The 26,422-nt window shown below is 71.4% G+C and carries 22 protein-coding genes; 11 read left to right on the top strand and 11 right to left on the bottom strand.

What is annotated here, in order from left to right; genetic code table 11:
- Positions 1-117 precede the first annotated feature (117 nt).
- The 5 genes from ABD832_RS24165 to ABD832_RS24185 form a co-directional block, all read right to left on the bottom strand.
- Positions 118-3,909, bottom strand: coding sequence for a type I polyketide synthase (locus tag ABD832_RS24165; protein WP_344899223.1), 3,792 nt, complete (start codon positions 3,907-3,909; stop codon positions 118-120).
- Between the two features lie 47 nt (positions 3,910-3,956).
- On the bottom strand, positions 3,957-5,000 hold the full coding sequence (locus ABD832_RS24170; RefSeq protein WP_344899225.1) for a ketoacyl-ACP synthase III family protein: 1,044 nt from the start codon (positions 4,998-5,000) through the stop codon (positions 3,957-3,959).
- A gap of 18 nt (positions 5,001-5,018) precedes the next feature.
- On the bottom strand, positions 5,019-5,288 hold the full coding sequence (locus tag ABD832_RS24175) for an acyl carrier protein (RefSeq protein WP_344899227.1): 270 nt from the start codon (positions 5,286-5,288) through the stop codon (positions 5,019-5,021).
- A complete protein-coding gene (locus ABD832_RS24180) occupies positions 5,285-6,295 on the bottom strand; it encodes a ketoacyl-ACP synthase III family protein (protein WP_344899229.1) in 1,011 nt (336 codons plus the stop codon). Before ABD832_RS24180 ends, ABD832_RS24175 begins: the two co-directional genes overlap by 4 nt.
- Before the next feature lie 400 nt (positions 6,296-6,695).
- On the bottom strand, positions 6,696-8,012 hold the full coding sequence (locus ABD832_RS24185; RefSeq protein WP_344899231.1) for a cellulose binding domain-containing protein: 1,317 nt from the start codon (positions 8,010-8,012) through the stop codon (positions 6,696-6,698).
- A gap of 534 nt (positions 8,013-8,546) precedes the next feature.
- Here ABD832_RS24185 and ABD832_RS24190 point away from each other — a divergent pair.
- The gene (locus ABD832_RS24190; protein ID WP_344899233.1) at positions 8,547-8,765 is read left to right on the top strand and encodes a hypothetical protein; all 219 of its coding nucleotides are present in this window, start codon (positions 8,547-8,549) and stop codon (positions 8,763-8,765) included.
- Positions 8,766-8,896: 131 nt separating this feature from the next.
- Here ABD832_RS24190 and ABD832_RS24195 read toward each other — a convergent pair whose 3' ends face one another.
- The 3 genes from ABD832_RS24195 to ABD832_RS24205 all read right to left on the bottom strand — a co-directional run bounded on the left by ABD832_RS24195 (position 8,897) and on the right by ABD832_RS24205 (position 13,862).
- On the bottom strand, positions 8,897-11,179 hold the full coding sequence (locus ABD832_RS24195; RefSeq protein ID WP_344899235.1) for a rhamnogalacturonan lyase family protein: 2,283 nt from the start codon (positions 11,177-11,179) through the stop codon (positions 8,897-8,899).
- Between the two features lie 114 nt (positions 11,180-11,293).
- Positions 11,294-12,622 (bottom strand): family 43 glycosylhydrolase, encoded by a 1,329-nt coding sequence (locus ABD832_RS24200; RefSeq protein ID WP_344899237.1) that lies wholly within the window; start codon positions 12,620-12,622, stop codon positions 11,294-11,296.
- Between the two features lie 292 nt (positions 12,623-12,914).
- A complete protein-coding gene (locus tag ABD832_RS24205) occupies positions 12,915-13,862 on the bottom strand; it encodes a GbsR/MarR family transcriptional regulator (protein WP_425582642.1) in 948 nt (315 codons plus the stop codon).
- A 221-nt stretch (positions 13,863-14,083) separates the two neighbouring features.
- Between ABD832_RS24205 and ABD832_RS24210 the strand changes: the two genes are divergently transcribed.
- The 3 genes from ABD832_RS24210 (at position 14,084) to ABD832_RS24220 (ending at position 17,120) form a co-directional block, all read left to right on the top strand.
- Positions 14,084-15,739 carry a serine hydrolase domain-containing protein gene (locus ABD832_RS24210; RefSeq protein ID WP_344899241.1) on the top strand — a complete coding sequence of 552 codons (1,656 nt, stop codon included), beginning with the start codon at positions 14,084-14,086 and terminating at the stop codon, positions 15,737-15,739.
- Between the two features lie 135 nt (positions 15,740-15,874).
- Positions 15,875-16,717 carry an MBL fold metallo-hydrolase gene (locus ABD832_RS24215; protein WP_344899243.1) on the top strand — a complete coding sequence of 281 codons (843 nt, stop codon included), beginning with the start codon at positions 15,875-15,877 and terminating at the stop codon, positions 16,715-16,717.
- Between the two features lie 43 nt (positions 16,718-16,760).
- The gene (locus ABD832_RS24220) at positions 16,761-17,120 is read left to right on the top strand and encodes a helix-turn-helix domain-containing protein (RefSeq protein WP_344899245.1); all 360 of its coding nucleotides are present in this window, start codon (positions 16,761-16,763) and stop codon (positions 17,118-17,120) included.
- A 15-nt stretch (positions 17,121-17,135) separates the two neighbouring features.
- Here the strand turns inward: ABD832_RS24220 and ABD832_RS24225 are convergent, their stop codons facing one another.
- The gene (locus tag ABD832_RS24225; RefSeq protein WP_344899247.1) at positions 17,136-17,738 is read right to left on the bottom strand and encodes a ClpP family protease; all 603 of its coding nucleotides are present in this window, start codon (positions 17,736-17,738) and stop codon (positions 17,136-17,138) included.
- Entirely contained in the window at positions 17,735-18,361 is a 627-nt protein-coding gene (locus ABD832_RS24230; protein WP_344899249.1) for a ClpP family protease, read from the bottom strand. Before ABD832_RS24230 ends, ABD832_RS24225 begins: the two co-directional genes overlap by 4 nt.
- A gap of 302 nt (positions 18,362-18,663) precedes the next feature.
- Between ABD832_RS24230 and ABD832_RS24235 the strand changes: the two genes are divergently transcribed.
- Entirely contained in the window at positions 18,664-19,140 is a 477-nt protein-coding gene (locus ABD832_RS24235; RefSeq protein WP_344899251.1) for an anthrone oxygenase family protein, read from the top strand.
- A gap of 135 nt (positions 19,141-19,275) precedes the next feature.
- Positions 19,276-20,280 (top strand): alpha/beta fold hydrolase, encoded by a 1,005-nt coding sequence (locus ABD832_RS24240; protein WP_344899253.1) that lies wholly within the window; start codon positions 19,276-19,278, stop codon positions 20,278-20,280.
- A gap of 37 nt (positions 20,281-20,317) precedes the next feature.
- On the opposite strand, the gene ABD832_RS24245 is transcribed toward ABD832_RS24240, so the two are convergent.
- Entirely contained in the window at positions 20,318-21,103 is a 786-nt protein-coding gene (locus tag ABD832_RS24245) for an IclR family transcriptional regulator (RefSeq protein ID WP_344899255.1), read from the bottom strand.
- Positions 21,104-21,275: 172 nt separating this feature from the next.
- On the opposite strand from ABD832_RS24245, the gene ABD832_RS24250 reads away from it, so the two are divergent.
- The 5 genes from ABD832_RS24250 to ABD832_RS24270 all read left to right on the top strand — a co-directional run bounded on the left by ABD832_RS24250 (position 21,276) and on the right by ABD832_RS24270 (position 26,225).
- Complete coding sequence (locus tag ABD832_RS24250) at positions 21,276-21,452, top strand: hypothetical protein (protein WP_344899257.1); 177 nt, start codon at positions 21,276-21,278, stop codon at positions 21,450-21,452.
- Complete coding sequence (locus ABD832_RS24255) at positions 21,449-22,381, top strand: PDR/VanB family oxidoreductase (protein WP_344899259.1); 933 nt, start codon at positions 21,449-21,451, stop codon at positions 22,379-22,381. Before ABD832_RS24250 ends, ABD832_RS24255 begins: the two co-directional genes overlap by 4 nt.
- A gap of 11 nt (positions 22,382-22,392) precedes the next feature.
- The gene (locus ABD832_RS24260) at positions 22,393-23,616 is read left to right on the top strand and encodes a cytochrome P450 (RefSeq protein WP_344899261.1); all 1,224 of its coding nucleotides are present in this window, start codon (positions 22,393-22,395) and stop codon (positions 23,614-23,616) included.
- A 180-nt stretch (positions 23,617-23,796) separates the two neighbouring features.
- Complete coding sequence (locus tag ABD832_RS24265; RefSeq protein WP_344899263.1) at positions 23,797-24,774, top strand: AraC family transcriptional regulator; 978 nt, start codon at positions 23,797-23,799, stop codon at positions 24,772-24,774.
- 257 nt (positions 24,775-25,031) lie between these two features.
- Positions 25,032-26,225 carry an MFS transporter gene (locus ABD832_RS24270; protein WP_344899265.1) on the top strand — a complete coding sequence of 398 codons (1,194 nt, stop codon included), beginning with the start codon at positions 25,032-25,034 and terminating at the stop codon, positions 26,223-26,225.
- Positions 26,226-26,422: the final 197 nt, after the last annotated feature.

The following is a 26,422-nucleotide window of genomic DNA, read 5'->3' on the forward strand; positions in this document are numbered from 1 at the left end:
CATACCTCTACACCGCCGCCACACCCGGCGGGCGGCGGGCGCGGAACCGGCGTCACGTCCCCGGAGAGCACGCCGGGCGGCCCGGGGAGATCCTCCCCCGGGCCGCCCGGCGCGGCCTCAGCCCCCGATCGCGGGCATGCTCTCGGGAACGCTCTCCGCCACCGCGTCCGGCCTGGGAGCCGCGAGCAGCCCGGCCAGGTGGTCCGCGATCGCGGAGATGGTGGGCTGCTGCCACAGCAGGGTCGCGGGGAGACGCCGGCCGAAGCGCTTCTCCAGGCGCCGCCGGACCATGACGGTCATCACCGAGTCCAGCCCCTGCTCGACCAGGGGACGCCGGATCGCCAGGTCCTCGGGGGCCAGCCTCATCACGGCCGCGATCTCCGCGCGGATCTCGGGCAGGACGCGCTCGCGCAGGTCCTCGGGCGCCACCCCGGCGAACGACTCCGCGGCCCCCCGGAGATCCTCCTCGGCCGGGGCGGGCGCGTCGATCACCGGATAGCGCAGCCCCGCCAGGTGTCCCACCACCCGGCCGTCCGTGTCGGCCAGGAGTGCCCGGACGGTGTCGTCGGCGGCCGGGTCCACGGCCGCGTCGATGATCAACGTCGAGGGCGGGGTGCCGGTCAGCACCACCTCGTCGATGTGCACGACCATGCGCAGCACCGGGTCGCCGGGGAACACGCAGGGCGCCACGGACATCGCCGCGTCCAGCGCCGGTGCCCAGCTGCCGGGGTCCCCGGTGCGGACCGTGGCCCGCAGCGCGCCGTCCGCGCCGAGCAGCGTCTCGATCGTCCAGTCGAAGCCCGTCGAGGGCACGCCGACGGCGGCCAGCCGACCGTGCACGAACCCGGGGTCGACCGGGACGAGGGAGCCGTCGTCCGGCAGCACGTCGGGCTTCGGCTGGCCCGGAGCGGCCACGTCCGCGGTGACGTGCACCAGCCAGGCGGGTTCGGGCTCGTCCGGGCCGGCCGGGGTGCGGGCCGCGAGCCGCAGCACCGGAGGCTCGTGCACGACCTGGACCTGCCTGCGTTCCGCGGTCATCAGCGGATGCATCATCTCCACGTCGGTGAGCGTGACGTCCTCGTCCTCGGCCGCGTGCAGGAACGTGTTGACCAGCACGGCGGCGGGCACGATCTCGACCCCGTTGAGGGTGTGGCTGCCCGGGTAGGGCCGGTCGGCGTCCTCCACGCTGGTCCGCCACACCCGGGTCCGGCTCCCGGCCAGGGCGGTCCCGGCTCCGAGCAGGGTGTGGGAGTCCACGTCGTGCCCGCGGTTGTCGTCCCCGGCGTAGGAGTCGCGCCAGTGACGGCGGTGCTGCCAGGCGTACGGCGGCAGGTCGGCCAGGGTGCCGGACGGCTGCAGCCGGCTCCAGTCCACGTCGACGCCGTGGCAGTGCGCCGTGCCCAGTGCGACGAGGAGGGCCTGCCGCTCCGGCTGGTTGCGGCGCAGCGACGTGCCGACGAACACGTCCTCGTACCCGTTCTCCGAGAGCGTCTCGGTCACCGAGTGCGCGACCACGGGGTGGGGGGAGATCTCCAGGAACACGCGGTGGCCGTCCTGCGCCGCGGCCGTCGTCGCCGCGACCAGCCGCACGGGGTCGCGGAGGTTGGCCGCCCAGTACGCGCCGTCCAGGACGGGCGCCGACCGGGGGTCGGCCAGCGCGGTCGTGTACATGGGGATGCGGGGCGCCCCGAACTCCAGGTCGGCGACGGCTGCTGCCAGGTCGACGGCCAGGGGGTCCATGTGCGGGCTGTGGAAGGCGACGTCGGAGGCCACCCGCCGCACCACGATGCCCTCGACCGGCCACTCGTCCAGCACCTGCTCGACCGCGGCGACGTCGCCGGACAGCACGGTGGAGCCGGGGGCCGACGCGATCGCGGCCACCAGGTCGTCGCGTCCGGCCAGCCGGTGCGCCGCCTCCTCGAAGGACAGGTCGACCATCACCATGGCGCCCTTGCCCTCGGCCCGGCGCAGCAGCCGGGAGCGGCGGCAGATCAGGCGGGCGCCGTCGGCGACGGTCATCGCGCCGGCCGTCACGGCCGCCGCGATCTCGCCGACGGAGTGGCCGATGACGGCCTTCGGGGCGACCCCGTACGCGTTCCAGAGCCTGGCGAGGCCCAGCTGCATCACGAAGATCATGGTCTGCACGCGGTCGATGGTGTCGAGGTCGCCGTCGGCGAGGACCTGCCGGGGAGAGAAGCCGATCTCCTCGGCGAAGATCGGCTCCACCTCGTCGACCAGGGACGCGAACTCCGGTACGGCGAGCAGTTCCCGGCCCATCCCGCGCCACTGGCAGCCCTGTCCGGAGAAGACCCAGACCGGTCCGGGACCGGCGTCGGGCAGCACGTCGCCGAGCAGGACGTTCTCGGCCGGCGCGTCGTCGGCGAGCCTGCGCAGACCGGCCGCGAGCTCGCCCGCGTCCGCCGCGAGCACGACGGCGCGACGGGCCAGGTGGGTGCGCCGCAGCGCCAGCGTGTGTCCCGCCGACGCCGGGTCGAGCCCGTCGCCGAGGCGGTCGGCGAGCGTGCCCGCGTACTGCCGCAGCGCCTGCTCGGAGGCGGCCGACAGCGGGAACAGCCGCTCCCCCGCCGCCTCGTCGCGGGGCGTCTTCCGGGCCGCCTCCGGGGCCGGGGGCGCCTGTTCGAGCACGATGTGCGCGACCGTGCCGCCGTAGCCGAAGCTGGAGACGCCCGCCCGGCGGGGGTGGTCGCGCTGCGGCCAGTCCGACCGCTCGGTCACCACGCGCAGGCCCGAGGTCTCCCACTGCACGGCCGGGTTCAGGGCGGTCAGCACGCTCGGGGGGATCTCCCCGCGGTGGAGGGCGAGGACCGCCTTGATGACGCCGGTGATGCCGGCGGCGCCTTCGAGGTGGCCGATGTTGGACTTGACCGAGCCGATGAGGCACGGGTCGTCTGCGGGCCGCCCCGCGCCGTACACCGAGGACAGCGCGCCCGCCTCCAGCGGGTCGCCGAGCCGGGTCCCGGTGCCGTGCGCCTCGATGTAGTCGACGGTGGACGGCGCGACACCCGCCTGCCGGCAGGCCCGGGCCATCACGTGTTCCTGGGCCTTCCCGCACGGCGCCATGATGCCGTTGGTGTGCCCGTCCTGGTTGACGGCGCTGCCGACGACGAGCGCGAGGATCCGGTCGCCGTCGCGTTCCGCGTCGGACAGCCGCTTGAGCACGATCACGCCGCAGCCCTCGCCGCGTCCGTAGCCGTCGGCCGACGCGTCGAACGACTTGGACCGCCCGTCGGGGGCCAGGGCTCCGGCCGTGCCGAGCGTGAGGGTCTGGCCCGGGGTGACCAGCAGGTTGACGCCGCCGGCGAGGGCGACGTCGCTCTCGCCGAGCCGCAGGCTCTGCGCGGCCAGGTGCAGCGCGACCAGCGACGCCGAGCAGGCGGTGTCGATCGCCATGCTGGGGCCGCGCAGGTCCAGGGAGTAGGAGATGCGATTGGCGACGGCGCAGGTCGCGGCGCCGATCCCGGTCCACGCCTCGATCTGGGGCAGGTCCTCCAGGAGACGGCCCCCGTAGTCGGCGGTGCAGACCCCCATGAACACCCCGGCGTCGGTGCCGGCCAGTTCGTGCGGCGGCAGGCCGGCGTTCTCCAGGGCCTCCCACGCAGTCTCCATCAGGATCCGCTGCTGCGGGTCCATCAGCTCGGCCTCGCGGGGCGACAGGCCGAAGAACTCCGCGTCGAAGCCCTCGATGTCGCTCAGGAAGCTGCCGTGACGTACGGCGTCGCGCAGCGCGGCGGCGTGTTCGGGACCGCGGTTCTCGTACCGGCGCCAGCGTTCGGCGGGCAGCGGCCCGGTCGTGTTCCGGCCGGCGCGCAGCAGGTCCCAGAACTCGTCCGGTGAGCGGACGTCACCGGGAAGGCGGCATCCGATCCCGACCACCGCCACTGGTTCCACCCGGACTCCGTGCGGACTGTCGGCCATCTGCGTTCTTTCCCTTCGGTTCAGGCCCACTGAGGACTGTCGATGATCTTGATGACGGCGCTGGAGACGGTCACTCCCGGCCCGGTGCCGAGCATCAGCATGTGGTCGCCGGGACCCAGCTGCCCGGTCGCGAGCAGGTGGTCGAGGGAGAGGACCTGGTCGCCGGCCCCGCAGTGGCCGATGGTGCGGCCGTAGTCCCAGGTGGAGCGGGACATGGGCAGGTCGAGCATGGCCATGCACCGCTGCTCGACGATCTCCTCGGAGTAGTTCATGAACGCCACCCGGGTGAGGTCGCCGGCCTTGATCCCGCTCTCGTCCAGCGCGCGTTCGACGACCTCCATCAGCGCCCGCTGGATGTGAAACAGCGCCGCGGTGGCCTCGCCCCTGGGCATGACCTGCTGCCGGAACTGCTCGTTCCTGGCCGCGAAGCTCATCTTCCGCCCGACCGTGACGCCCGGGGGGAACAGGGGTTCGCTACCCCGGTGCAGTTCCTCGGCCTCGGCCACCGTCGTCGTGCAGACCGACATCAGGCGCGCGAACCCCGGCCGCCTGGTGAGCACGAGCGCCGCGGCGGCGTCCCCGCCGATGTAGCCGGGGCCCATCCGCCACCGGTCCATCAGCGGGGTGCCGTAGTTGTCGGAGGAGACCAGCAGGGCGGCCTGCCGTCCGGGGACGGCGCTCAGGTGACCGGCCGCGAGTTCCAGGGCGATGAACATCCCGTTGCAGCCCTGGCGGATCTCGGTGGCCAGGACGTCCCCGCCGACGAGCCGGCGCTGCAGGTAGGAGTGCGGGGGCCAGCCGTCCGGTCCCTGGTGCCACGTCGAGGCGTACAGCAGGAGATCCAGGTCGGCGGGCGCCCGCCCGCTGCGCTTGAGCGCGATCCGCGCCGCGTGCAGGGCCATCTCCGGAGCCGGTACGTCACCGGCCACGACCGCCCCGCCCAGGTTGTGCAGCTCGGCCTCCTCGGCCGGGTACCAGCCCTTGGCGACGGCCTTCTCGACGCTGACGACGGTCCGGGGGACGAAGGCCCCCACCCCGGCGATGTACGTGTCCGCGTACCGCATGCTTCGTCCTCGCCCCGGCTAGACGGATTCGAGTTCTTCGACCATCGCCACGATGGTCACGACGTCCCGGAAGTTCTCGGGGTCGAGCTTCGCGGCGGGGATCGGGACGCCGACGTCCTTGCGGAGGAAGTTCAGCAGCCGTGCCGTCCGCAACGAGTCCAGCAGGCCCGACACCAGGAGCGGGGTCGTCTCGTCGACGGTGATGTCGTCGCCGTCCTGGACGAGGTTGTCCTGGATGAAGCCGACCAGCCGCTGGGAGAGCCCGGTCGTGCGGGTGAGCCCGGTCATGCGCGTGCCCCCGCCGTGACGGGCGAGGTGTCCAGGATCCTGAACGCCGCCGCGGCGACGGACGTGCCGGAGCCGAACCCGACCATGAGCAGGTGGTCGCCGGCCACGAGCCCGCCGGTCGCGATCAGGTGCTCGAAGGCGATGAACTGGTCCACCGCGCCGCAGTGGCCCACGCGCCTGCCGTAGTCCCAGGTCGTCTGGTCCTCGTCGATGCCCAGCCAGGACATCTGCCCGTCCAGGTCCTCGCGGCGGCCGTGCGGCAGGGCCACCTTCGTGATGTCGGAGAGCTCGATCCCGGCCTCGTCGAGGGTCCGTTCGACCTGCTGCATCATCGTCTTCTGGATCGTCAGGTGGATCCCGGTCCCCTGGGCCTTGAGCAGCCGCTGGCGGAACTCCTCGTGCCGATCGCCGAAGCTCAGCCCCCTGCCGACGGTGGCGTCCGGGGGGAAGAGGGGGTAGCCGCCGTCGTTGACCGCGTCGGCCTCCGGGATCACCGTCGCGTTCACCGACAGCAGCTCGGCCATGCCGTACCCCTTGCCGAGCAGGAGCGCGGCCGCGGCGTCGCCGATCAGCGCCCCGGGGGTCATCCGCCAGCGGTCCACCAGCGGGGTGCCGTGGTTGTCCGAGGAGACGACCATGGCCGTCTCCCGGCCGGCGTCGGCCTGCAGGTAGCTCGCCGCCAGCTCCAGCGAGCTGATCATCCCCACGCAGCCGCTCCGGATCTCGAACGCCGGAACGTTCCCGCCGAGCAGGTGCATCTGCAGGTAGTGCTGGGGCTGCCAGCCGTTCGGGCCCTGGTGCCAGACCGACGGGTAGAGCAGAAGGTCGAGCTCCTTCGGGGAGGACTCCCCCCAGCGGTCGTACGCGTCCAGGACGGCGAGCCGCGCCATCTCGGGCGCGGGCATGTCGCCGGCCACCGCCGCGCCGATCTGCCGGTACCTCTCGACCTCCTCGGCCGGGTACCAGCCCTCGCGGACCGCCTGCTCGACGCTCACACTGTCAGGCACATATACGCCGAGACTCCTGACGAACATGTTGGATGTACGCACGCGTCCCCTCACTCATCGACGATCCCGGGCAACGCCCTCGGGCAGCGGAAGTCGGCTCATCCGATTCATTTCGGGCGCCGGGATATCAGGCGACCCCCGGCCGGGCATGAAAGCAACGGGAAATAGTCCGGCGAGCCGCCACGGGCAAGAATAGGGGCGGCCCGTCGGGGAAAGCAATATAAACGCGGGCAATCCGGTCGGTGACATTCCGTGGTCGGAATTCAACGGAACGTGTCGCCCCGGAAATGCGTCTTTCCGCTCCACGCCGTGGTTTCTGGAAATGTAATGACGAGGAGTCAGGACGATGTGAGAACGGCGCCGGGCCGCCGCCATTCGGCGACGGCCCGGCGCGTCGGCGTCAGGGCACTCTCGTGCAGACGATGTTGTTGAGTTTGAACTGGGCCGGAATACCGTTCGTCCCGGTGGCGGTCGCCGAGAAGCCGAAGCTCTGGCTGGAGCCGGGGCCGATGTAGGAGTTGTGGCCGGCGTCGCGGGCGGTCACCTGGGTGCCGGTCTGGGTCACCGTGGCGTTCCAGCCGCTGGTGACCTGCTGGTTGCCCGGCCAGGTCCACGTCAGGACCCAGCGGTCGACGGGGGTCGTGCCGGTGTTCCTGATCGTCACGCTGCCGTTGAAGGCGCCGGTCCAGACGCCGGTGCTGTAGGTGACCTCGCAGGCGTTGCCCATCTTGAGCCCGCTGCGCAGGAAGGTCGTGAAGTTGGCCCAGGTCGGGTTGAACGTCCCGGTGGAGACGGTCTCGCCGCAGTCGGTGGTGGTGCGGACGGTCTGCAGGCCGTGCTGGGCGGGGTCCATGATCTGGGGCATCATGTGGTCCGCGGCGGGCACCGAGACGAACGTGGCGTCACCGCACTGGGCCTTGATCCTGTTGTAGAGCAGGACGCTCTGCCCGTGCGGCACCAGGAAGTCGGCCTGGCCGTGCAGGAACATCAGCGGCGGGTCGTTCGCGTCGGCGTAGGTCATCGGGTTGGCCTGGGCCACCGCGGCCGGGCAGGTCTGGATCGGGCAGCCGACCAGGAGGGACTCCGGTGAGGCGGGCGAGTTGTGGTCGAGCCCGCCGGTCGGCAGGTTCTGCGCGTTCATCTGCAGGAAGTCGGTCGGGCTGTAGAAGGCGAGCCCCACCTGCACGGCGCTGGAGACGCCGGTCGTGCCGACGGTTCCCTCCATCGCCGCCACGCCGCCGGACAGGGTGGCCATCTCCGTGAGCCAGCCTCCCGACGAGTCGCCCATGATCGCGAAACGGTTGGGGTCGAGCTGGTAGGTGGCGGCGTTCGCGCGCAGCCAGCGGATGGCCGCCTTCATGTCGTGCACCTGGGCCGGGAAGATCGCCTGGGCACTGGACCGGACGCTGACGCCGGCCACGGCGAAGCCCAGGGGGTTGAAGATCGCCGCGATCGCGTCCGCCCCGGCCTTGCCGTCGTCGCTCGTCCACGCCGAGCCGGTGTGCCAGATGATCAGTGGTCGGGGCGTGATGCCGGTGGAGGGCAGGTGCAGGTCCAGCAGGTGTCCCCTGCTCCCGGCCGGTTGCGCGGGTGCGTAGGCGATGTCGGCGACCACCTGGGCGTGGGCCGGCGGCGCCAGGGCCGTCGACACGCCGGTGGCTGCCAGCATGGTCACCGCCATGACGGCGGTCATGGCCATACGGATTCGAGCTTGCATGGGGCGACTCCGGTCGGATGATCGCCGCTTCCCCGGTGACCGTCCGTGTCTTCTCCTGTGCCGGGACAGCCGTGATCGGTACGCCGACCGTAGCGCCTGCGAGAACAACGTCCTGCTCGAGTGTCGCGACTTACATCGATATGGGCGGGGCGACGATATGACACCCGGATGACGGCGGTCAAAGGTTTCTTCATATCGTTTTGGCCGACCAGAAACCCCGGTACGAACCGTACTTTACCCGTCATACAGCGTGAAGAAGCACAGATCATCCATGGCATGCACAGGTGGCCGGATACGCACCTGCAAGGCATTTCAAGAACGCCGTGCATGGAATTGGACAGCGTCCGGAACATCACTCCGGAAGGCCACGCACCGTCTTTACCACCGGTGAATGCCTGTGAAACACCCACCGCCCCGGCGACACCGATGAAAGTTTCATCTCCTCACCTCGGCCGATCGGGACCTGACAATCTTTCTGGCTGGCAGTGAGTGATAATGTCCACTTTCATGATCTCCCCACTCACAGGAGGACGAATGCGAAAGACCCGCGCTGTTCTCGTCTCGGCCGCCGTGGTCCTCGGAGCGACACTGACGATCGGCGCCACCCCCGCGCACGCCGAGACGTTGGCCGGCGTCTTCAGGGAGCACTCCGAGTGCGAGCGGGTCGGGACCCGCGGCACCGACCAGGGCTGGTGGGACGACTACTCCTGCGAGTGGGAGGGGCGGTACCGCTACTACTTCCTGTACGCGTGACCCCGTGACACGCGCGCGCCCGGCCCCGGGAGACCGGACCGGGCGCGCGCTTCGGGCGCCCCCTCCCACCAGGAGGGGACGCCCGCCGGGAAGCGCCGGGAGACCAGGCCCGGATCCGCCGGCGCCGGGTCTTATCGGAGGTAGACCTTGGGCTGGGGCGGGGTGGCCATGCCGTCGCCGATGAAGAAGCTGGGGTGCGGAGGCTGGTTGTAGGCGGTGTTCTGCCAGGCCAGCGCGACCCGGTACTGCGGGTCGTGCAGCAGCGTGTGGATCTTCACGGTGGTCGGGTGCGGCGTGGCGTAGATCCGCAGGGCCCGGTTGTCGGTGGTGGGCCAGATGACCTCCTCGCGCCAGTCGCCGAGGATGTCACCCGACAGGGACGGGGTGGCCTTGGTGCCGTTGTTGGAGTGCACCCCCGAGGCGCTCAGCAGCCGGGTCTCGCCGCCGGTGCCGTACTTGTCGATCCGGGTCTGGTCCAGCAGCTCGCGCACCGAGTCGGCGTCCCACCAGGCCAGGAAGTTGGCCGAGGAGGGCTGGCGGCCGACGACCGTGCCCGCGGTGTTGCGCAGGCCGTTCTGGCCGGCGCCCGCGGCCCAGGACTCGGCGCCGGGGCTGCCCGCGTAGATGTCGGCGGCCACCCCGCGCCCGGGGCCCTCACCCGAGCTGGCGGCGGTCTGCCACAGCCTCGACCCGGTACGGGCGTCGACCATGTACAGGCCGGGGCTGGCGGCCCACTCGGAGATCTTCACGTACTCCAGGCCCGGACGGGAGGGGTTGAGGTCGCCCAGATGGGCGGCGTCCCCGTGGCCCAGGCCGGTGTTCCACAGGCCGCGGCCGTTGTCGTCGATGGCGGCGGCGCCGTAGAGGATCTCGTCCCTGCCGTCGGCGTCGACGTCGCCCACGCTCAGGGAGTGGTTGCCCTGGCCCGCGTAGCCGCCGTTGCCGGAGGCGTTGGAGTCGAAGGTCCACCGCTTGACGAGGGAGCCGTTGCGGAAGTCCCAGGCCACGATCACGGCGCGGGTGTAGTAGCCGCGGGCCATGATCAGGCTGGGGCGGTTGCCGTCGAGGTAGGCGGTGCCGGCCAGGAACCGATCCACCCGGTTGCCGTAGGTGTCGCCCCAGGAGCCGACGTTGCCGCGCGGCGGGTCGTAGTTCACCGTGGAGGTCGCGGCGCCGGTCTGGCCGTTGAACATGGTCAGGTACTCGGGCCCGGCCAGGACGTAGCCGTCGGAGTTGCGGTGGTCGGCGCTCGCGTTGCCGATCACGGTGCCGCGGCCGTCGACGGTGCCGTCGGCGGTCTTCATCGCGACCTCGGCCCTGCCGTCGCCGTCGTAGTCGTAGGCCTGGAACTGGGTGTAGTGCGCCCCGGCCCGGATGTTGCGGCCCAGGTTGATCCGCCACAGCCGGGTGCCGTCCAGCCTGACGCCGTCGACGTAGACCGGGTCGGTGACGCCGGCCTGGGAGTTGTCCTTGGAGTTGTTGGCCTCCCACTTCAGCACGATGTCCAGGCGGCCGTCGCCGTCCAGGTCGGCGGGGGCGGCGTCACTGGCGTGGTGGCCGGAGGACGGCGGGCTGATCGGCACGTCCAGGTAGCCGTTGCCGAACCGCAGCGAGGTCTGCGACGCCGGGCCCTCGCCGCCGCCGCTGACCGCCCGCACCGTGTACGAGGCGTCGGCGGCGGCGCCGGGGTCCAGGTGGTTGGTGGAGTTGGTCACGGTCGCGATGCGGGTGCCGCCCCGGTACACGTTGAACGACGTGTCGCGGGCCTCGGTGCCCAGCAGCCGCCAGGACACCAGGTTGCCGGATCCGGAGCGCACGCTGATCAGGCCGCGGTCCAGGTCCTCGGCCTGCTTGGCGTCGGCCGGGGGCGGCGTCGGAGTGGGCGTCGGAGTGGGTGTGGGCGTCGGGGTCGGGGTCGGGGTCGGGGTCGGGGTCGGGGTCGGGGAGACGGTGGGCGTCGGCGTCGGGGTGGGCGTCGGGGTGGGCGAGGCGGTGCCGCCGTCGCAGACCGTGCCGTTGAGGGAGAAGGAGGCCGGGGCGGGGTTGGACCCGTTCCAGGAGGCGTTGAACCCGAAGGAGGCGCTGCCGCCGGAGGGGATGGCGGCGTTGTAGCCGGCGTCGACGGCCGTCACCGCCGTCCCGCTCTGCGTGGCGGTGGCGTTCCACGCCTGGGAGATCTGCTGGCCCCCGGTGAAGTTCCAGCTCAGCCGCCAGCCGTCGACCGGGTCACCGAGATTGTTGATCGTCACGCCTGCGCCGAAGCCGCCACCCCACTGGCTGGCGATCTCGTAGGTGACGCGGCAGGACACCGCCGCGGAGGCGGGCGCCTGGACGGCGGCCCCTCCCAGGATCACCGCGCACACGGCGCCGCCGATCACCGCGCGGCTCCGTGTCAGATGGATGAAACGTCTCATGTCTGGCCCAATCAGATGGTGGTTCCGTTGGTTCGTCGGGGATCGTCTTTCCTGGTCCCGCTCCCGGGTGATGGCGTTCCGCGAGCGGGTCGGTGTCCGGCGGACGGATCGGGGTCAGTGGACGAACGGCCAGCCGGCCGAGTCGTAGCCGATCCGGTTGATACCGAGAAGGGAGGCGCCGTTGTCGGCGTAGTAGTGGTAGACCAGCAGCTCGCCGTCGGTGTCGGCGAGGACGGCCTGGTGGCCCGGGCCGTGGATCGAGCCGTGCCCGGCCAGCACCTGGGTGCCGCCACCGGAGGTCATCGCGACGCCGTTGCGGTCGACGTAGGGGCCGGTGACGCTGGTGGAGCGGCCGACCATGACCCGGTAGGTGCTGCTGGCGCCGTTGCAGCAGCGGTCGAAGGACACCCACTGGTAGTAGTAGCCGCCGTGCTTGACGATGAACGGCGCCTCGATCGCGGTGCTGCCGGGGCGGGCGGCGATGCTGCGGATCGTGGTGTTCAGGCGCTTGCCGGTGGCCGGGTCCAGCTCGATCAGCTTGATGCCGGACCAGAAGGAGCCGAAGGACATCCACCAGCGGCCCTGGCCGTCGACGATCAGGTTGGGGTCGATCGCGTTGTAGGTGCTGGAGGCGGTGGTGGAGATGACCGCTCCCCGGTCGGTCCAGGAGCCGGAGGCCCCGGTGGGGCTGGTGGCCAGGAAGATCGCCGAGTTGGTGGAGCCGAAGCTGGAGGCGGAGTAGTACAGGTAGTACTGGCCGTTGTGGTAGGAGATGTCCGGAGCCCACAGGTTGCGGGCACCCCCGGTGTAGGGGGTGGTCCAGGGGGCGCCGCCGGGGAAGACGCTTCCGGCGTTGCGCCAGGTGACGCGGTCGGTGGAGGTCTTCAGCGCGACGTTGTCGCCGGTGTGGGCCATCAGGTAACCGCCGCCGGGTCGCCTGACCACCGTGGGGTCGTGCACGCCGATGTCGCCCGTGACGCGGCCGGGAGCGGGGTAGGAGGCCGGTGGAGTCGTCGGCCCCGTCGGGGTCGGTGACGGGCTGGGACCGGCCGTCGGACTCACCGTCGGGCTCGCGGTGGGGGTGGGAGTGGCCGGGGCTCCGGTGCAGGCGACGCCGTTGAGGGCGAAGTCGGCCGGGGCGGGGTTGGCGGTTCCCGAGGAGGCGTTGAAGCCGAACGTGGTGCTGCCGCCGGAGGGGAGGGCGGCGTTGTAGCCGGCGTCGACGGCCGTCACCGCCGTCCCGCTCTGCGTGGCGGTGGCGTTCCACGCCTGGGAGATCCGCTGGCCCCCGGTGAAGGTCCAGGTCAGCCGCCAGCCGTCGACCGGGTCACCGAGGTTGCGCACGGTGACGCCACCGGTGAACCCGCCCGACCACTGCGAGGCCACCGCGTAGTCCACCCGGCAGGCCACCGCCGCCTGGGCCGGCATCTGTGCGACGGCCACCGCGGGAACCGCCGCCCCGAGCGTCGATGTTAACGTTAACATAAATCGTCGGAGCGCCCTCGATCTCTTCATGTCATTGCCCGTCACTGTGGTGGAGGTGGGTGGTGGCCAGACCCTAGGAGCCTTGACCGGGGAAGTCAACGACGTGCTCTCGGGTCCCGGACGGCCGCACCCCGCACCGTCGCCGCGTCCGAGGTCACGCCCCCGGCCGTCACGGCCGCACAGAATTAAAACGTGAAAATTTCACCCTCACGCGAGGAGGGATCGCGGTCGCGACGTCCGTCCGGCTTCGTCATTCCCGGGCCCGTGGGACCGAGCCCGGAGCGGCGATCAGGGCGGCGCGTTGCGCGGGGCTCAGGCGGTCGGGTCTCGGGGCGACGGCGTATGCGCCGTGCCCGGCCCGTTCCACGGTGAGCGGGTCGGCGAGGATCGGACGACGGCCGATCGCGTCCAGGGCGTCGGCAGCCCGCCGGAGCGGCCAGTCCAGTGCCGTGGCGAGGTCGTCCAGGGTGAGCGGGCGGGCGGCGTACACCAGCGCGGCGAGCACTGTCAGCGCGTCGTGCACGACGGCGTCGGTGAGGCCGCTGTCGTTCATCTGCTCGCTGATCCAGGCGAAGAACCGGGCCATCCTGTCCAGCCGGGTGCCGGTGGACGTGCCGGAGCCGAAGAGCTCGCTCCCGTGTCGCGCGGCCGCCGCGATCTCGGCGTGCGCCCCGGTGTCGGCCTCGAACGCCCGGAGCCAGACGTCGTCGTCGACGACGTACCGCTCCCGGCGGCCGGAATCCCGGGTGCGCCTGACCAGGTCGATCACCTCGAGGTGGCCGACGGCCTTGGACACCGACGCCGGGCTGACCCGTAGCCGGTGTACGAGCTCGGCGGACGTCAGGCTCCCGGAGTCGGAGGTGAGCAGGCAGACGAACACCCGGGCGGGCATCCGGGGAAGGCCGGTCCCGGCCAGCAGCGTCGCGAACTGCTCGGTGAAACCGCGCACGGACTCGGCCGGCCGCCCGTCGGCCGGTGGCTCCGTGGCCCGAACCGGTCTGCGGCGGGCGCGCTGCCCGGTGGACCGCTGGGCGTGGTCGGCCAGGTACCCGCCGGGGGTGCTGTTGCGCGCCACCTCGCGGCTGATCGTGGACGTGGGCCTGCCCAGCCGCCTGGCGATCTCGGCGTACCCCAGGCCCTCGGCCAGCCAGATCGCGATCTGCCGGCGGTCGTCGTGGGTCAGCCTGCCTCCGGGCATCGGCCCGCCCTCCTGTTGGCTCGGGTCCACGGGTGCGTTCACTAACAGTACATTGCAACGAAGGGTCGACGTGAATTGCATTCATCAACAATGTCGTTGCAACGATTCCCACAGAAGACCAGCTTGAATACGCATATATGAATGTCTAAAGTTGACCGTACTTGAAATGCAACGTAGCCTTTTCTCTCCCAGAAAGATTCGCACGGGACGAGGACCTTCTTATGACACAAGCGTTGGACGTGGCCCGGATACGCGCTCGCGTCTCCGAGCTGCTCGCGGAGTACCGGATCCCGAGTGCCGCGATCGGTGTCCTCGTCAACGGGGAGATCACCGACCTCGCGGTCGGCGTCAGGAACGTCTCCACGCGGGAGCCCGCGACGACCCGCACGATCTACCAGTGCGGCTCGGTGTCCAAGACGTGGACCGCCCTCGCCTTCATGCAGCTCGTCGACGAGGGGAAGGTCTCCCTGGACGAGCCGGTGCGGACCTACCTCTCCGGTTTCCGGGTCGCCGACCCCGACGTCGGCGCCAGGGTCACCCCCCGCCATCTGCTCAACCACACCGGTGGCATCGAGGAGAGCTACGGGGATCCGGGCGAGGGTGACGACGTGTACGAGCGCATGGTGGAGAACATCGCCGACGCGAGCCAGGTCCACCCCCTGGGCCGCACCCATGGCTACAGCGCGGCCCTGGGATACGCGATCCTCGCCCGCATCATGGAGGTGATCGACGGCGGGCGGTGGGACGACATCATGAAGGATCGCCTGTTCGCCCCCCTGGGGCTGACCTCGACGGGCACCCGGCCTGAGCACGTCGACCGGGACCGGGCCGCGACCGGGCACCTGGTCCGATCCCTCGAGGAAGGCCCCGTCCTCTCACCGCTGGATCACCTGCCGCGCTCCTTCGGTCCCGGGGGGAACGTCACCACGACGGCCCGGGAACTGCTCACGATGGCGTACGTGTTCCTCAACGAGGGAAAGGCGCCGAACGGGACCGGGATCGTCTCGCCCGGCGTCATCCGCGAGATGACGGAGTCGCGGGTCCCCGTACCCGACCCGTACACGTTCGGGCCGGAGTGGGCACTCGGCCTCATCGTGTGCGACTGGCACGGCCGGACCGTCTACGCCCACGACGGCAGCACGATCGGCCAGAGCGCCCGCCTGCGGATCCTGCCGGAATCGAACATCGCCGTGTCGATGCTGGCGAACGCCGGGCCGCGCGACAGCTTCTACCGGAAGGTGTTCGACGAGATCCTGACCGGCCTCGGCGCGGGCACCGTCCCCGGCCTGCCGGAGCCCGACCCGGCCCTGGTCCTCGATCCGTCCAGGTACGAAGGCTCCTACGAGCGCCCCGGCACCCGCTACGACGTGGTGGCCGAGCACGGAAGGCTCCACCTCAGGTCCACCCTGGACCCCATGGAGGCGGAATTCCTCGGCAGACCACAGCAGGTCGACCACGAGCTGCTCCCGATCAGCGAGACCCACTTTCTGATGCCTTCGGACCATCCGCTCGAGGACCCCCGGACGGTCGCGATCTACGACTTCGAGAACGGTGCCGCACGGTATCTGCACGTCAACTGCCGGGTGAGCCCGAGAGCCGGCAAGGAGAGTGCCACGGTGCACGTCATGATCGTTTCCACGATCTCCGACAACGACGGTTTCTGGGATTCCCTGAAGAAGGCGTACGGCCGGCTTCCCCAGGGTGCCAGGTGGACGCTGGGGGTGGCGAGCACCGACGGGACCAAGGCGGTGAACGTCATCGTCCACGACTCGATCGACGGCGTCAGGAGCTTCTTCGAGGATCACGCCGGCGCCTTCGCCACGACGGAGTACTTCGAGGTCGACGCGGCCAACGCCCTCGGCCTCCCGACGGCGTAGCCGCTCCGCGCGTGGCGTCGGCAGGACACCCCGGTCCCGGCTCGTACGCCCCCTTCCATAGTGCTTGCAAAATGCCACCACTAGGTATTACGGTCTCGACAGGCGGTTGCACATCACAAGCGGAAGGAGCCCCCCATGCTGACGCAGGTCACGGAGGGTGTATCGGTCCACGAGAGCGAGTTCTGCCAGAGCAATGCCGTCGTCGTGCACGGCCGGGCAGGCTCGTTGCTCATCGACGCGGGGGTGCAGGACCACGAGATGGCCTGCCTCGCCGACGATCTGTCCGATTCGGGGCAGACCGTCGTGGCGGGCTTCTCGACGCATCCGGACTGGGATCACCTCCTCTGGCACGCCCGGCTCGGCACGGCCCCCCGATACGGCACGGCCCGCTGCGCGGCCGCCGTCCGGGAGCAGCTGTCCGACCCGAACATCAAGGCCGACATCACCGAGCACCTGCTCGAGACGGGCATCGCCGAGAAGGTCCCGCTCGACCTGTACGGCCTGATCACCGCCCTGCCGGACGAGGCGGCGGGGATTCCGTGGGACGGCCCGCAGGTCCGGATCATCGAGCATCAGGCGCACGCACCGGGCCATGCGGCACTGTTCATCGAAGAACGCCGGGTTCTCGTCGCCGGTGACATGCTCTCCGACGTCCTGGTCCCGATGCTCGACCTGGACGGCACCGCCGACCCGATCGAGGACTACCTCGCCGCGCTGCGACTGCTGGAGGGCGTGGCGGACGGCGCCGACGCCGTCGTCCCCGGTCACGGGTCGGTCGGCGGAGCCGATCAGGTACGCGCGCGGATCGAGCAGGACCGGGCGTACGTGCTCGCCCTGCGTGAGGGCCGTACCCCCGACGACCCGCGGATCGGCCCGTCGGCCAGGCCCGGCTGGGAGTGGGTGAGCGACGTGCACGACGGGCAGGCCCGGCGCCTCGCCGAGAGGGACGGAGGAGGGGGCCGGTTCCGCTCTGCGTGAAGTCGGCGGGACTCGAACGCGCCGTCTCTCTATGGTGAGAGGTATGGCGTCCTCTGTCCCGCCGCTACGTCCGGCGATCGTTCGGCCCGATCCCACGTCGTCCCCGGCTCGGGAGCCGCTGTGGCGGCACGTGCTCGGTGAGCGTCTGCGGGGGCTTCGTCACGAGCGGGGCGAGAAGCTGAGCGAGACGGCGCGTCGTGCCGGTGTCTCGCCGCAGTATCTCTCCGAGATCGAACGAGGCGTCAAGGAGCCGTCGAGCGAGATGATCGCCGCGGTCGCCGGCGCGCTGGACGTCACCCTGGTCGATCTGACCCTCGCCGTCACCGAGAGCCTGCGGTCCGCTCAGAGCAGCGGCACGTCGACAGGCGCCACCTGCTCGATGGCGTACGCCCTGGCCGCGTAGCGAGGCCTGCCGGGATCACCCGCGCGTCTGCGAACGCTCCTCGATGATCTCGTCGATGAGCCCGTACTGCAGGGCCGCGGTCGCGGTGAACACGCGATCGTGATCGGTGTCGGCGCGCAGGGTCTCCACGCTCTGGCCCGTGTGCCGTGACAGGATGCGCTCGATGTCCGCCCGGACACGGACGACCTCGTCGGCCTGGAGGATGAGGTCGGGGATCGTTCCGCGTCCCTGAGCGGCCGGTTGGTGCAGGATCACCCGTGCGTGCGGGAGGGCGGCACGTCTCCCCTCGGCCCCCGCGGCGAGGAGGACGGCGCCCACCGCGACGGCCTGTCCGACGCAGGTCGTCTCGACCCGCGGGCGGATGTAGCGCATGGTGTCGTATATCGCGAGCATCGCGCTCGGGTCCCCGCCCTCACAGTTGATGTAGAACTGTATGGCGCCGTCGGGGTTCTCCGACTCCAGGAAGATGAACTGCGCGACGAGCGCGTTCGCGACACCCGCGTCGATCCCGGTCCCCAGATAGACGATCCGCTCGGTGAGAAGCTGCGAGTAGACGTCCATGATCCGCTCGCCCCGGGGATTCTGGGCGATGACGTTGGGGATCGTGTACGTGCTCACTGGCCGTCTCCTTCGGTGATGGTGAATCCGAGCCGCGGGCGGTCCTGTGGCGCTATCTCGTCGAAGCTCTGGACGATCGCGTCGATGAAGCCGTACTCCAGTGCCTCCTGCGCCGTGTACCAGCGATCGTGCAGGGAGTCCTCGAATATGCGCTCGAAGGGCTGCCCCGTGTCCGCCGAGATGAGACCGAGCACCGTGTCACGGGTGTGCCGCAGGTCGTCGGCCTGCAGCTCGATGTCGACCGCGGTGCCGCCGATCCCGGCCGAGCCCTGGTGCATCAGGACACGCGCGTGCGGCAGGGCACGGCGCTTCCCCCGGGTACCCGACGACAGCAGGAACTGCCCGGCGCTGTAGGCGATACCCAGCGCGAGGGTCGACACGTCACAGGGAATGAGCCGCATGACGTCACGGATCGCGAGCATCGACGGGACCGAGCCGCCCGGGGAGTGAATCCACAGCGCGATGTCGGCCGACGCGTCCTGCGCGGCGAGTGCCATCAACTGCGTGGCGAGCAACGTCCCGTTGTCGTCGTTGAGAGGACCGTCGAGAACGAGAACGCGCCCGTCGTAGAGCTGACGTCTCACCCGCGCGTCGAACATTGGAGGTTTCGATTCTTCGCCCATGCGCCCATCCTGCGGGGCGACCGGGAGCGGCGTCGACACGATCTGCCTGCGGCAGATCTGCTCTGAGCAGCGCGGACCCGGTTTCCGGACCTCGGAGGCCTGCCCACCGGTCCCTGTGCACGCCGTCCGGACGGAACCCCCTGCACGTGAGGGCGAGGGGGAACCCTCCCGTCCGCGTGGCGGCACGGTGCGCTCCTACTCCCGGTGTCGTAGCGGGAACGGTTTCTCCTCCCAGTGCCGTACGGGGGGAAGCCACCCGCGGTACGACGACCGGCGTCGGCGGGCCGGCGACGATTACGGCCATGAGAAACCCAGCCAGATACGTCCACGCGGCCGCGTTGCTGGCCACCGGGCTGCTCGCCGGAGCCTTCGGGTACGGCGCGGCCAACGTGGTCCCCACCTTCGGGACCGTCCCGCTGGACGTGCGTCTGACCTTCCACACCGCGATGATGGAGGTCAACGAGCCGGTCATGCAGAGTGCGATGGCGCTGGCGATCCTCACCACGTTCGGACTGGCCGTCGTCCGCCGCGGCCTGCCACGGCGCCTGGCGCTCGGGGCCGGCGTCCTGACGGTGGCCTCGCTGCTGGTGACCGTCTTCGGCAACATCCCGCTGCACGCCCACATCAGGCGATGGGCCGCCGCCGGTTCCGCCCCGGCCGGGCACTCCGAGATCCTGCAGCAGTGGGAGCTCTTCCACACGATCCGTACCCTGACCGCCCTGTCGGCCTTCGCCGTGATGATCGGCATCGCCGTCCTCGTCCGGCCCGAGAGCCGGTGAAAGGGCTCGGCGGCTCACCCGAGTCCCCCCGGCATCGGGTGCCGCGACACCGGCACCCCTCCGCGAGACGCCACCCTGACACCCGAGGGATGTGAAGCCATGGGGAAACGAAGAATTTTCAGGATCGTCAGGGTGATGCTCGCCGTCCTGATCGGGGTGCCGGCACTGGGCGTCGCCGGGCTCGCCCTCTGGGACGGCGGCATCGACACCGATCCACGCCGGTCGATCCTCCGTGACGTCCGGATCGACCTGCGGACCGCCACGACACGGCTCGGCCCGATCGAGTACGACCTGCACGGCACCGAAGGCCCCGTACTGCTGTCCGTCCACGCCGGGCTCGGGGGAGCCGACCAGGGACGGCTGTTCGCCGATTGGCTGCGAAGGGACGGGTTCCGCGTTCTCAGCCCTTCACGGCCCGGCTACCTCGGAACGCCGCTGGAGAGCGGCCGGACCAACGAGGAGCAGGCGGACCTGCTCGCGGCGCTGCTGGACGAACTCGGCATCGACCGGGTCGGAGTCCTCGCGGTCTCCGCGGGAAGCCCGGTGGGCTACACCTTCGCCGCGCGCCATCCGGACCGGATCTGGGCCCTGGTCTCCGTCGGCGGGGTGAGCATGCCGCGGCCTGCCGGGACGGGCTCACCGCTGCGAAGGGCGTTCATGGACACGGTGGGCCAGAAGCTGGCCCGGCTGACGGCGGAGGTCTCGTTCGAGACCGTCGTCGCGGGGACGTTGAGCGAGACCGGCACCTACACCGACGGGCAACGGGCCGAGCGCGTCGCGCACATCATGAACACGCCGCAGGTGCGGGAGCTCTTCACGGCGATGTTCGACACGACGTTCCCGTACCGGAAGCGCTGGGCGGGCACGGACAACGACGCGGTACAGGCCCGGCGTGGAAAGCTTCCCCTGGAGCGGATCTCAGCTCCGGCGCTGCTGGTCCACGGCACCCAGGACGGCGATGTGCCGTTCGACCACGGGAGGTTCGCGGCCGAGCGGATACCCGGCGCGGAACGGCACTGGATGGAACACGACGATCACCTGGGCTTCTGGCTCAGCCCGAAGGCCGGTCGGGCACAGGCCGCGGCGCGTGACTTCCTCCGGCGACACGCGCCGGGCGGCTCCGGCCTGCGGCGCCCTTGAGGAGGGGGCCACACGAGCGGACGTCTTCCGGCGTCCGTCACGGCTGGATCCACGGCTGGATCCGCTGCGACAGGCCGGCCTGCACGTCGAGGGCCCGGCCGAGTGCCATCCCGGTGATCTGCAGTGGCCGGGCCAGCGACCAGGCGTGCTCCTCGTTGGGGACCACCAGGCCGAGCGCGGCGACCACGCGCCCGGCCACCCGCACCGGCACGGAGATCCCGGTGGCGTTCGGGCGGATGTGACCCGGGCAGAGCGCGAACCCGTTCTGGCGTACCTCTGCGAGGGCCGCGCGCAGCGCCCGTTGATCGGTGATCGTATGCGGGGTGTACGGCTGCAACGGCCCGCGCAGCACCCGGTCCCTGAGGTCGGCGGGGGCGTGCGCCAGCAGGACCAGGCCCGCCGACGAGGCGTGCAGCGGCAGCCGCCCGCCGATCCGGGTGACGGTGGTGACCGCGCCCGGCGCGATGAGGCGTTCGATGAACAGCACCTCCTGGCCGTCGAGGATGCCGAGTTGCGCGGAGTGGCCGACCACGCTGTGCAGATCGCTCATGAACTGCATGGCGGTCTCCCGCAGCGTGCCCACCGGTGAGGCCCGCTGGGCGAGTTCCCACAGCCGGTTGCCGATCCGCACCCGGCGTTGCTCGTCCCGGGCCAGTAGCCCGTGCCGGGTCAGCTCCTCGACCAGGCGGACGGTGGTGGCCATCGGCAGCGCGGCCCTGCGGCTGATCTGGCTCACCGTCAGCACCGGCTCCTGAGGGCTGAACGCCTCGAGGACGCGAACGGCGCGCGTCAGTACCGACTCGCCGCTGGACGATCTGGCCATGCTCCCCATCATCGCTGGTCAGGGTCCTTCTGGCGCGACGTCGTCCATTGAATGGATGTGCGGTGGAAGGGCGCCGGTGACGGGTTCATCATCGGCTGCCAACCCTCTTCGAAAGGCCGGTCAGATGCGCACTCATCCTGAGGTGTCGCGCGCTCGTATGGACGAGGCCCCGATGTCGCGCCCGCGACGGCCGGCGATCGCCGTGCGCGTCCTGCCGGTGTGGGCGGGCTTCTTCACCGTGATGTCCGGCTTCTGCTTCGTCACCGGCTGGACCCCCGAGCCGCTGGTGGAGGGCGGGATGCCGGCCACCCGGGGCATCTTCCGCATCCCGTCCGGGGAGACCGTATGACCTCGCTGGACCTGAGAGTCGCGACGAAGACGCGGGTGGCCGACGGCGTCGTGGCGCTGACCTTGGAACACCCGGACGGCGGGCGGCTGCCGGACTGGACGCCCGGCGCGCACGTCGACCTCGTCCTGCCGGGCGGGCTGACCCGCCAGTACTCGCTGTGCGGCGACCGCTGGGACCCGCGCACCTACCGGATCGGCGTGCTGCGCGAACCGGACGGGCGGGGCGGATCGGCCTACGTCCACGACGTCCTGGCCGAGGGAGACACGGTCGCCATCGGCGGGCCCCGCAACAACTTCCCCCTGGTGCCGTCCGAGCGGTACCTGTTCGTCGCCGGAGGCATCGGCATCACACCGCTGCTCCCCATGATCCACCAGGCCGAGCTGCTGGACGCGGACTGGCACCTGCTGTACGGCGGGCGGACGCGGGCGTCCATGGCGTTCGCCGACGAGCTGGCCCGTCACGGCGACAGGGTGACCCTCGCCCCGCAGGACGAACGGGGCCCGCTCGACCTGCCCGAGCGGCCCGAGCCCGGCACCAGGGTCTACTGCTGCGGCCCCGCCGGGCTGCTGGAGGCGGTGGAGCGGCGGGCGGCGCACTGGCCCGCCGGATCACTGCGCACCGAGCGGTTCACGGCCGGGAACGGGAGCACACCCGCCCGCGACGAGCCCTTCGAGGTCGTACTGCGCCGCTCGGGGGTGTCGGTGACGGTCACCCCTGACCGGTCCGTCCTGCAAGCGATCAACGACGCCGGGGTCGGCGTGCTGTCCTCCTGCCGGCAGGGCCTGTGCGGCACCTGCGAGACCGGCGTGCTGGAGGGTGTACCCGATCACCGGGACGCGCTGCTGGACGACGCCGAACGGGCGGCCGGGGACAGCATGTTCGTCTGCGTCTCCCGATCCCGCTCCGACCGCCTCGTCCTCGACCTGTGAAGGATCCCGCCGTGACCGCCGTGACCGCCGTGACCGCCATGACCGCCATGACCGCGCTGCCGGTGCTCGACGCCGACCCGTTCGCCCATGACGTGCTGGAGGAACCCGCACCGCTGCACGCCGCCCTGCTGGCCGCCGGCCCTGTCGTCCACCTGCCCCGGTACGACGTCTACGCCCTCGCCCGTCACGAGCACGTGCACGCCGCGCTGACCGACTGGCAGAACTTCCCCTCCGGGGCCGGGGTGGGGCTGAGCAACTTCCGTCACGAGAAGCCGTGGCGCCCGCCCAGCCTGCTGCTGGAGGCCGACCCGCCCCGGCACGACGCCCCGCGCGCCGTCCTGACCCGGATTCTCGGTCCGCGGGAGCTGCGCGGGCTGCGCGGGCGGTGGTTCGCCGAGGCCGAGGACCTGGTGGAGAAGGTCCTGGCCGAGCGGGAGTTCGACGCGGTCACGGCGCTCGCCGAGGCCTTCCCGCTGCGGGTGTTCCCCGACGCGGTCGGCATTCCCCGCGAGGGCCGGGAGAACCTGCTGCCCTACGGGGACCACCTCTTCAACGCCTTCGGCCCGGCCAACGACCTGGTGGCCAAGGGTGATCCCCGGGCGGGCGAGCTGTCGGCCTGGGTCAACGACCGGTGCCGGCGCGAGGTGCTGGCCGAGGGCGGTTTCGGTGCGCGGATCTGGGCGGCGGCCGACCGCGGTGACATCACCCCCGAGCAGGCGCCGCTGGTGGTGCGCTCCCTGCTGTCGGCCGGGGTCGACACCACCGTGCACGGCCTGGCCGCCGTGCTGTACGCCTTCGCCGTCCACCCCGGCCAGTGGCGGCGGCTGCGTGAGGACCCGGGCCTGGCGCGGGTGGCGTTCGACGAGGCCGTGCGCTGGCAGTCGCCCGTGCAGACCTTCTTCCGCACCGCCGACCGCGACGTCCTGATCGGCGGCGCGGTCGTCCCCGAGGGCAGGAAGATCTTGATGTTCCTCGCGGCGGCCAACCGCGACCCGCGCCGCTGGGACGACCCCGGCGTCTTCGACCTGTCCCGCGATCCCTCCGGGCACGTCGGCTTCGGCATGGGCCTGCACCAGTGCGTCGGCCAGCACGTCGCCCGCCTGGAGGCCGAGGCGCTGCTGTCCGCCCTGGCGCGCCGCGTCGAGCGCTTCGAACTCGCCGGGACCCCCCGGCGCCATCACAACAACACCCTGCGCGCCTGGCGCTCGCTGCCCGTCCGCGCGCACCTCGCGTGACCGGGCGTCACGATCCCGATCCGGGTCCCCGAAGCGAAGGAAGGCGACGACCGATGGCATACGAGGTACGCGGCGTGGCCGGAACGCGTTTCCCGCCCGCTCCCTCACCGGCGAGGCGGATCGGATCCTCGGAAAGCCTCCCCGGGCCCGCGCGGCCCTCGCCGCGAGCGTGGTGATCCCATGACCGGGGGCCGGCCGGCCACCCCGCGTGCGCGCCACCGGACGGCCTCGCGCCGAACCCACGCGAGGACCGCCCAGACGACCCGCCCGGCGACCGGCGCCCGCGACCTGCGGATCGGCCGCTTCCGGCCCGGACCGGCGGCCGGGTCCCCGCACGCGCATTCCCGTGCCGAGATCGCCGTCGTCATGGCGGGGAAGGCGGTCCACCGCACGCCCGCCGGAGAGCACCGCGTCCGCCAGGGCAGCGTCATCCTCCTGCCCGCCGGGACGCGGCACGCCTACGACGAGTGCGACCGGCTGGAGCTGTACGGTTGCGGCCTGCCGCCCGGCCTGCTCGCGCGCGAGCTGGCCTGGGTCAGCGAGGACCCGATCCTCACCCGGCTGTTCGGCGACGGGCACGGCGAGCCCTGCCGAACGACACCGGACGTCCCCGCGGCCGGCTCGCGGGCGGCGCCTCCGAGCCATCGGGAACCGGTCCTCGGCCTGCGGGCACTGGCCGACTGTGTCGCGCATCTCGACGCCCTGCGCGAGCTGAGCACCGATCCCGCGACGCCTCACCGCGCCGATCTCGTCGGACGGCTCCTGCTGTTCCTCGGCGTGCTCAGCCGCGCCGGGAGCGGCCCGCCGGGTGGGGACGACACGGCCGAGCCGGTGGTTCCCCCGGTGGTGGCCGACGTCATCCGGCGGATGGAGAGCGATCTCGGGCACGGCTGGTCGCTGGGCGAGCTGGCCGGTGCCTCCTTCCTGACGCCGGGATACCTGGTGCGCCTGTTCAAGGCGAGCGTCGGCATGCCTCCCATGGCCTATCTGACGCACCTGCGGGCCGAGGCGGCGGCGAGGCTGCTCGTGCAGACCGACCAGCCGGTGTCGCGCGTCGGGCACCTGGTCGGCTGGCCGGACCAGAACCACTTCGCCCGCCGTTTCCGGGCGCACTTCGGCATGAGCGCCACGAGCTTCCGCGAGAGCCTCACCCGCTGACCCGGAGCGCGACGCGAGTACGCGAGGACTTCACCCGCCGACCCGAAGCGCGACACGAGCACCCGAGAGCTCACCTGCCAGCCTGGCGCGATACGAGCCCGGACGCGACACGAGCCGGTCCCCCGGCGATCGGGGCCTCACGACGGAACAATCCACGGCATGGATGGGCGGTATCAGAAAGTTCCGTCTTCCGCATGTCACGGACAGTGTCCACAGTGATGCGTGCCACATCCGCCCGTGACACTAGCGAGGCCCGCATGTCCCAGCCGGTCACCTCCCGCCAGGCAGGACTCCCCCAGCTCGTCCTGCTGCTCATCGGCAGTTGCATGCCCGTACTCGGCGCCGTCCTGCTCTCACCGGTCCTGCCCCGCATGAGCCGGTACTTCGCCGACACGCCGGGCGCCGACATCCTGGTCCCGGTGATCCTGACCGTCCCCGCGCTGTTCATCGCGCTCGGAGCGCCCTTCGCGGGGGCCGTCGCCGACAGGTTCGACCGCAAACGGCTGCTGATCGCCGCCATGGTCGCCTACTCGGTCTTCGGCACCGCCCCCCTCTACCTGGACTCCCTGCAGAGCATCCTGATCAGCCGCGTCTTCGTCGGCATCTGCGAGGCGGCCATCATGACGTGCTGCACCACCCTGATCGCCGACTACTGGTCCGGCCCCCGCCGCATCCGGTACCTGGGCCTGCAGACGCTGGTCACCACGATCTCCGCGACCGCCTTCTTCGCCCTCGGCGGCCTGCTCGGCGCCGACGACTGGCGCACCCCCTTCTGGCTGTACGGCGCCGCCGCGCTGGCCGCGATCCCCATGGCGATCCTGCTGTGGCAGCCCGCCGTCGCGGCGCACGGGACACGGCAGCCCTGGCCCTGGCGGGTCATGGCCCTGCCCAGCCTGGTCACCGTGGGCGGAGGCGTCGTGTTCTACACGCTGATCGTCCAGCTCTCCTACGTCCTGGACGGGGCAGGTGTCACCGACCCCGCCGCCATCGGCGGCATCACCGCGCTGATGTCGCTGGCGACCGCCGTCGGCGCCGGGCTGTTCGCCAGGGTGGCCGCCCGCGGGGCGAGGACGCTGCTCGTCGTGGAGTTCGTCCTGGCCGGGCTCGGCCTGCTCCTGATCTTCGCCACGGACGCCGTCCCGGTGATCGTGACCGGAGCCGTGCTCACCGGCTTCGCCACCGGCCTGCTGCTGCCGACCCTGGTCACCTGGGCGGTCGGCACGCTGCCGTTCGCGCAGCGCGGCCGGGGCACCGGCCTGTGGACGGCCGCCCTGTTCCTCGGGGAGTTCCTGTCCCCCCTGCTGGTCGGCGCGCTGACCGCGGTGACCGGAGGACTCGGCGCGTCACTGGCCGTCCTGGGCGTGGCGTCGCTGGTCCTGGCCGGCCTCGTCGCCAAGGTCCTGACCGTGCCGACGTCGTCGCTCACCACCCCGGGGACCGGACCCTCCTGAGGGCGGACGCGCCACCGGGATCGCGGGCCCCCGCTGCCGGCGGCGTCGCCGAAGCCGACGGCAATTCCGTGCTACAAGAGGTTCATCCTGGCCTATCTCGGCGTTCACCCGGCGGCCGATGATCCGTGCAGGGCGCGAAACCCGCCGGAAACGACCGGGCGGCGATCCCGCGCCCCTCCCCCCTTCTCAGCCTCGGA

The organism is Streptosporangium longisporum (genome assembly GCF_039534895.1).
In the GTDB taxonomy this organism is placed as follows: Bacteria; Actinomycetota; Actinomycetes; order Streptosporangiales; family Streptosporangiaceae; genus Streptosporangium; species Streptosporangium longisporum.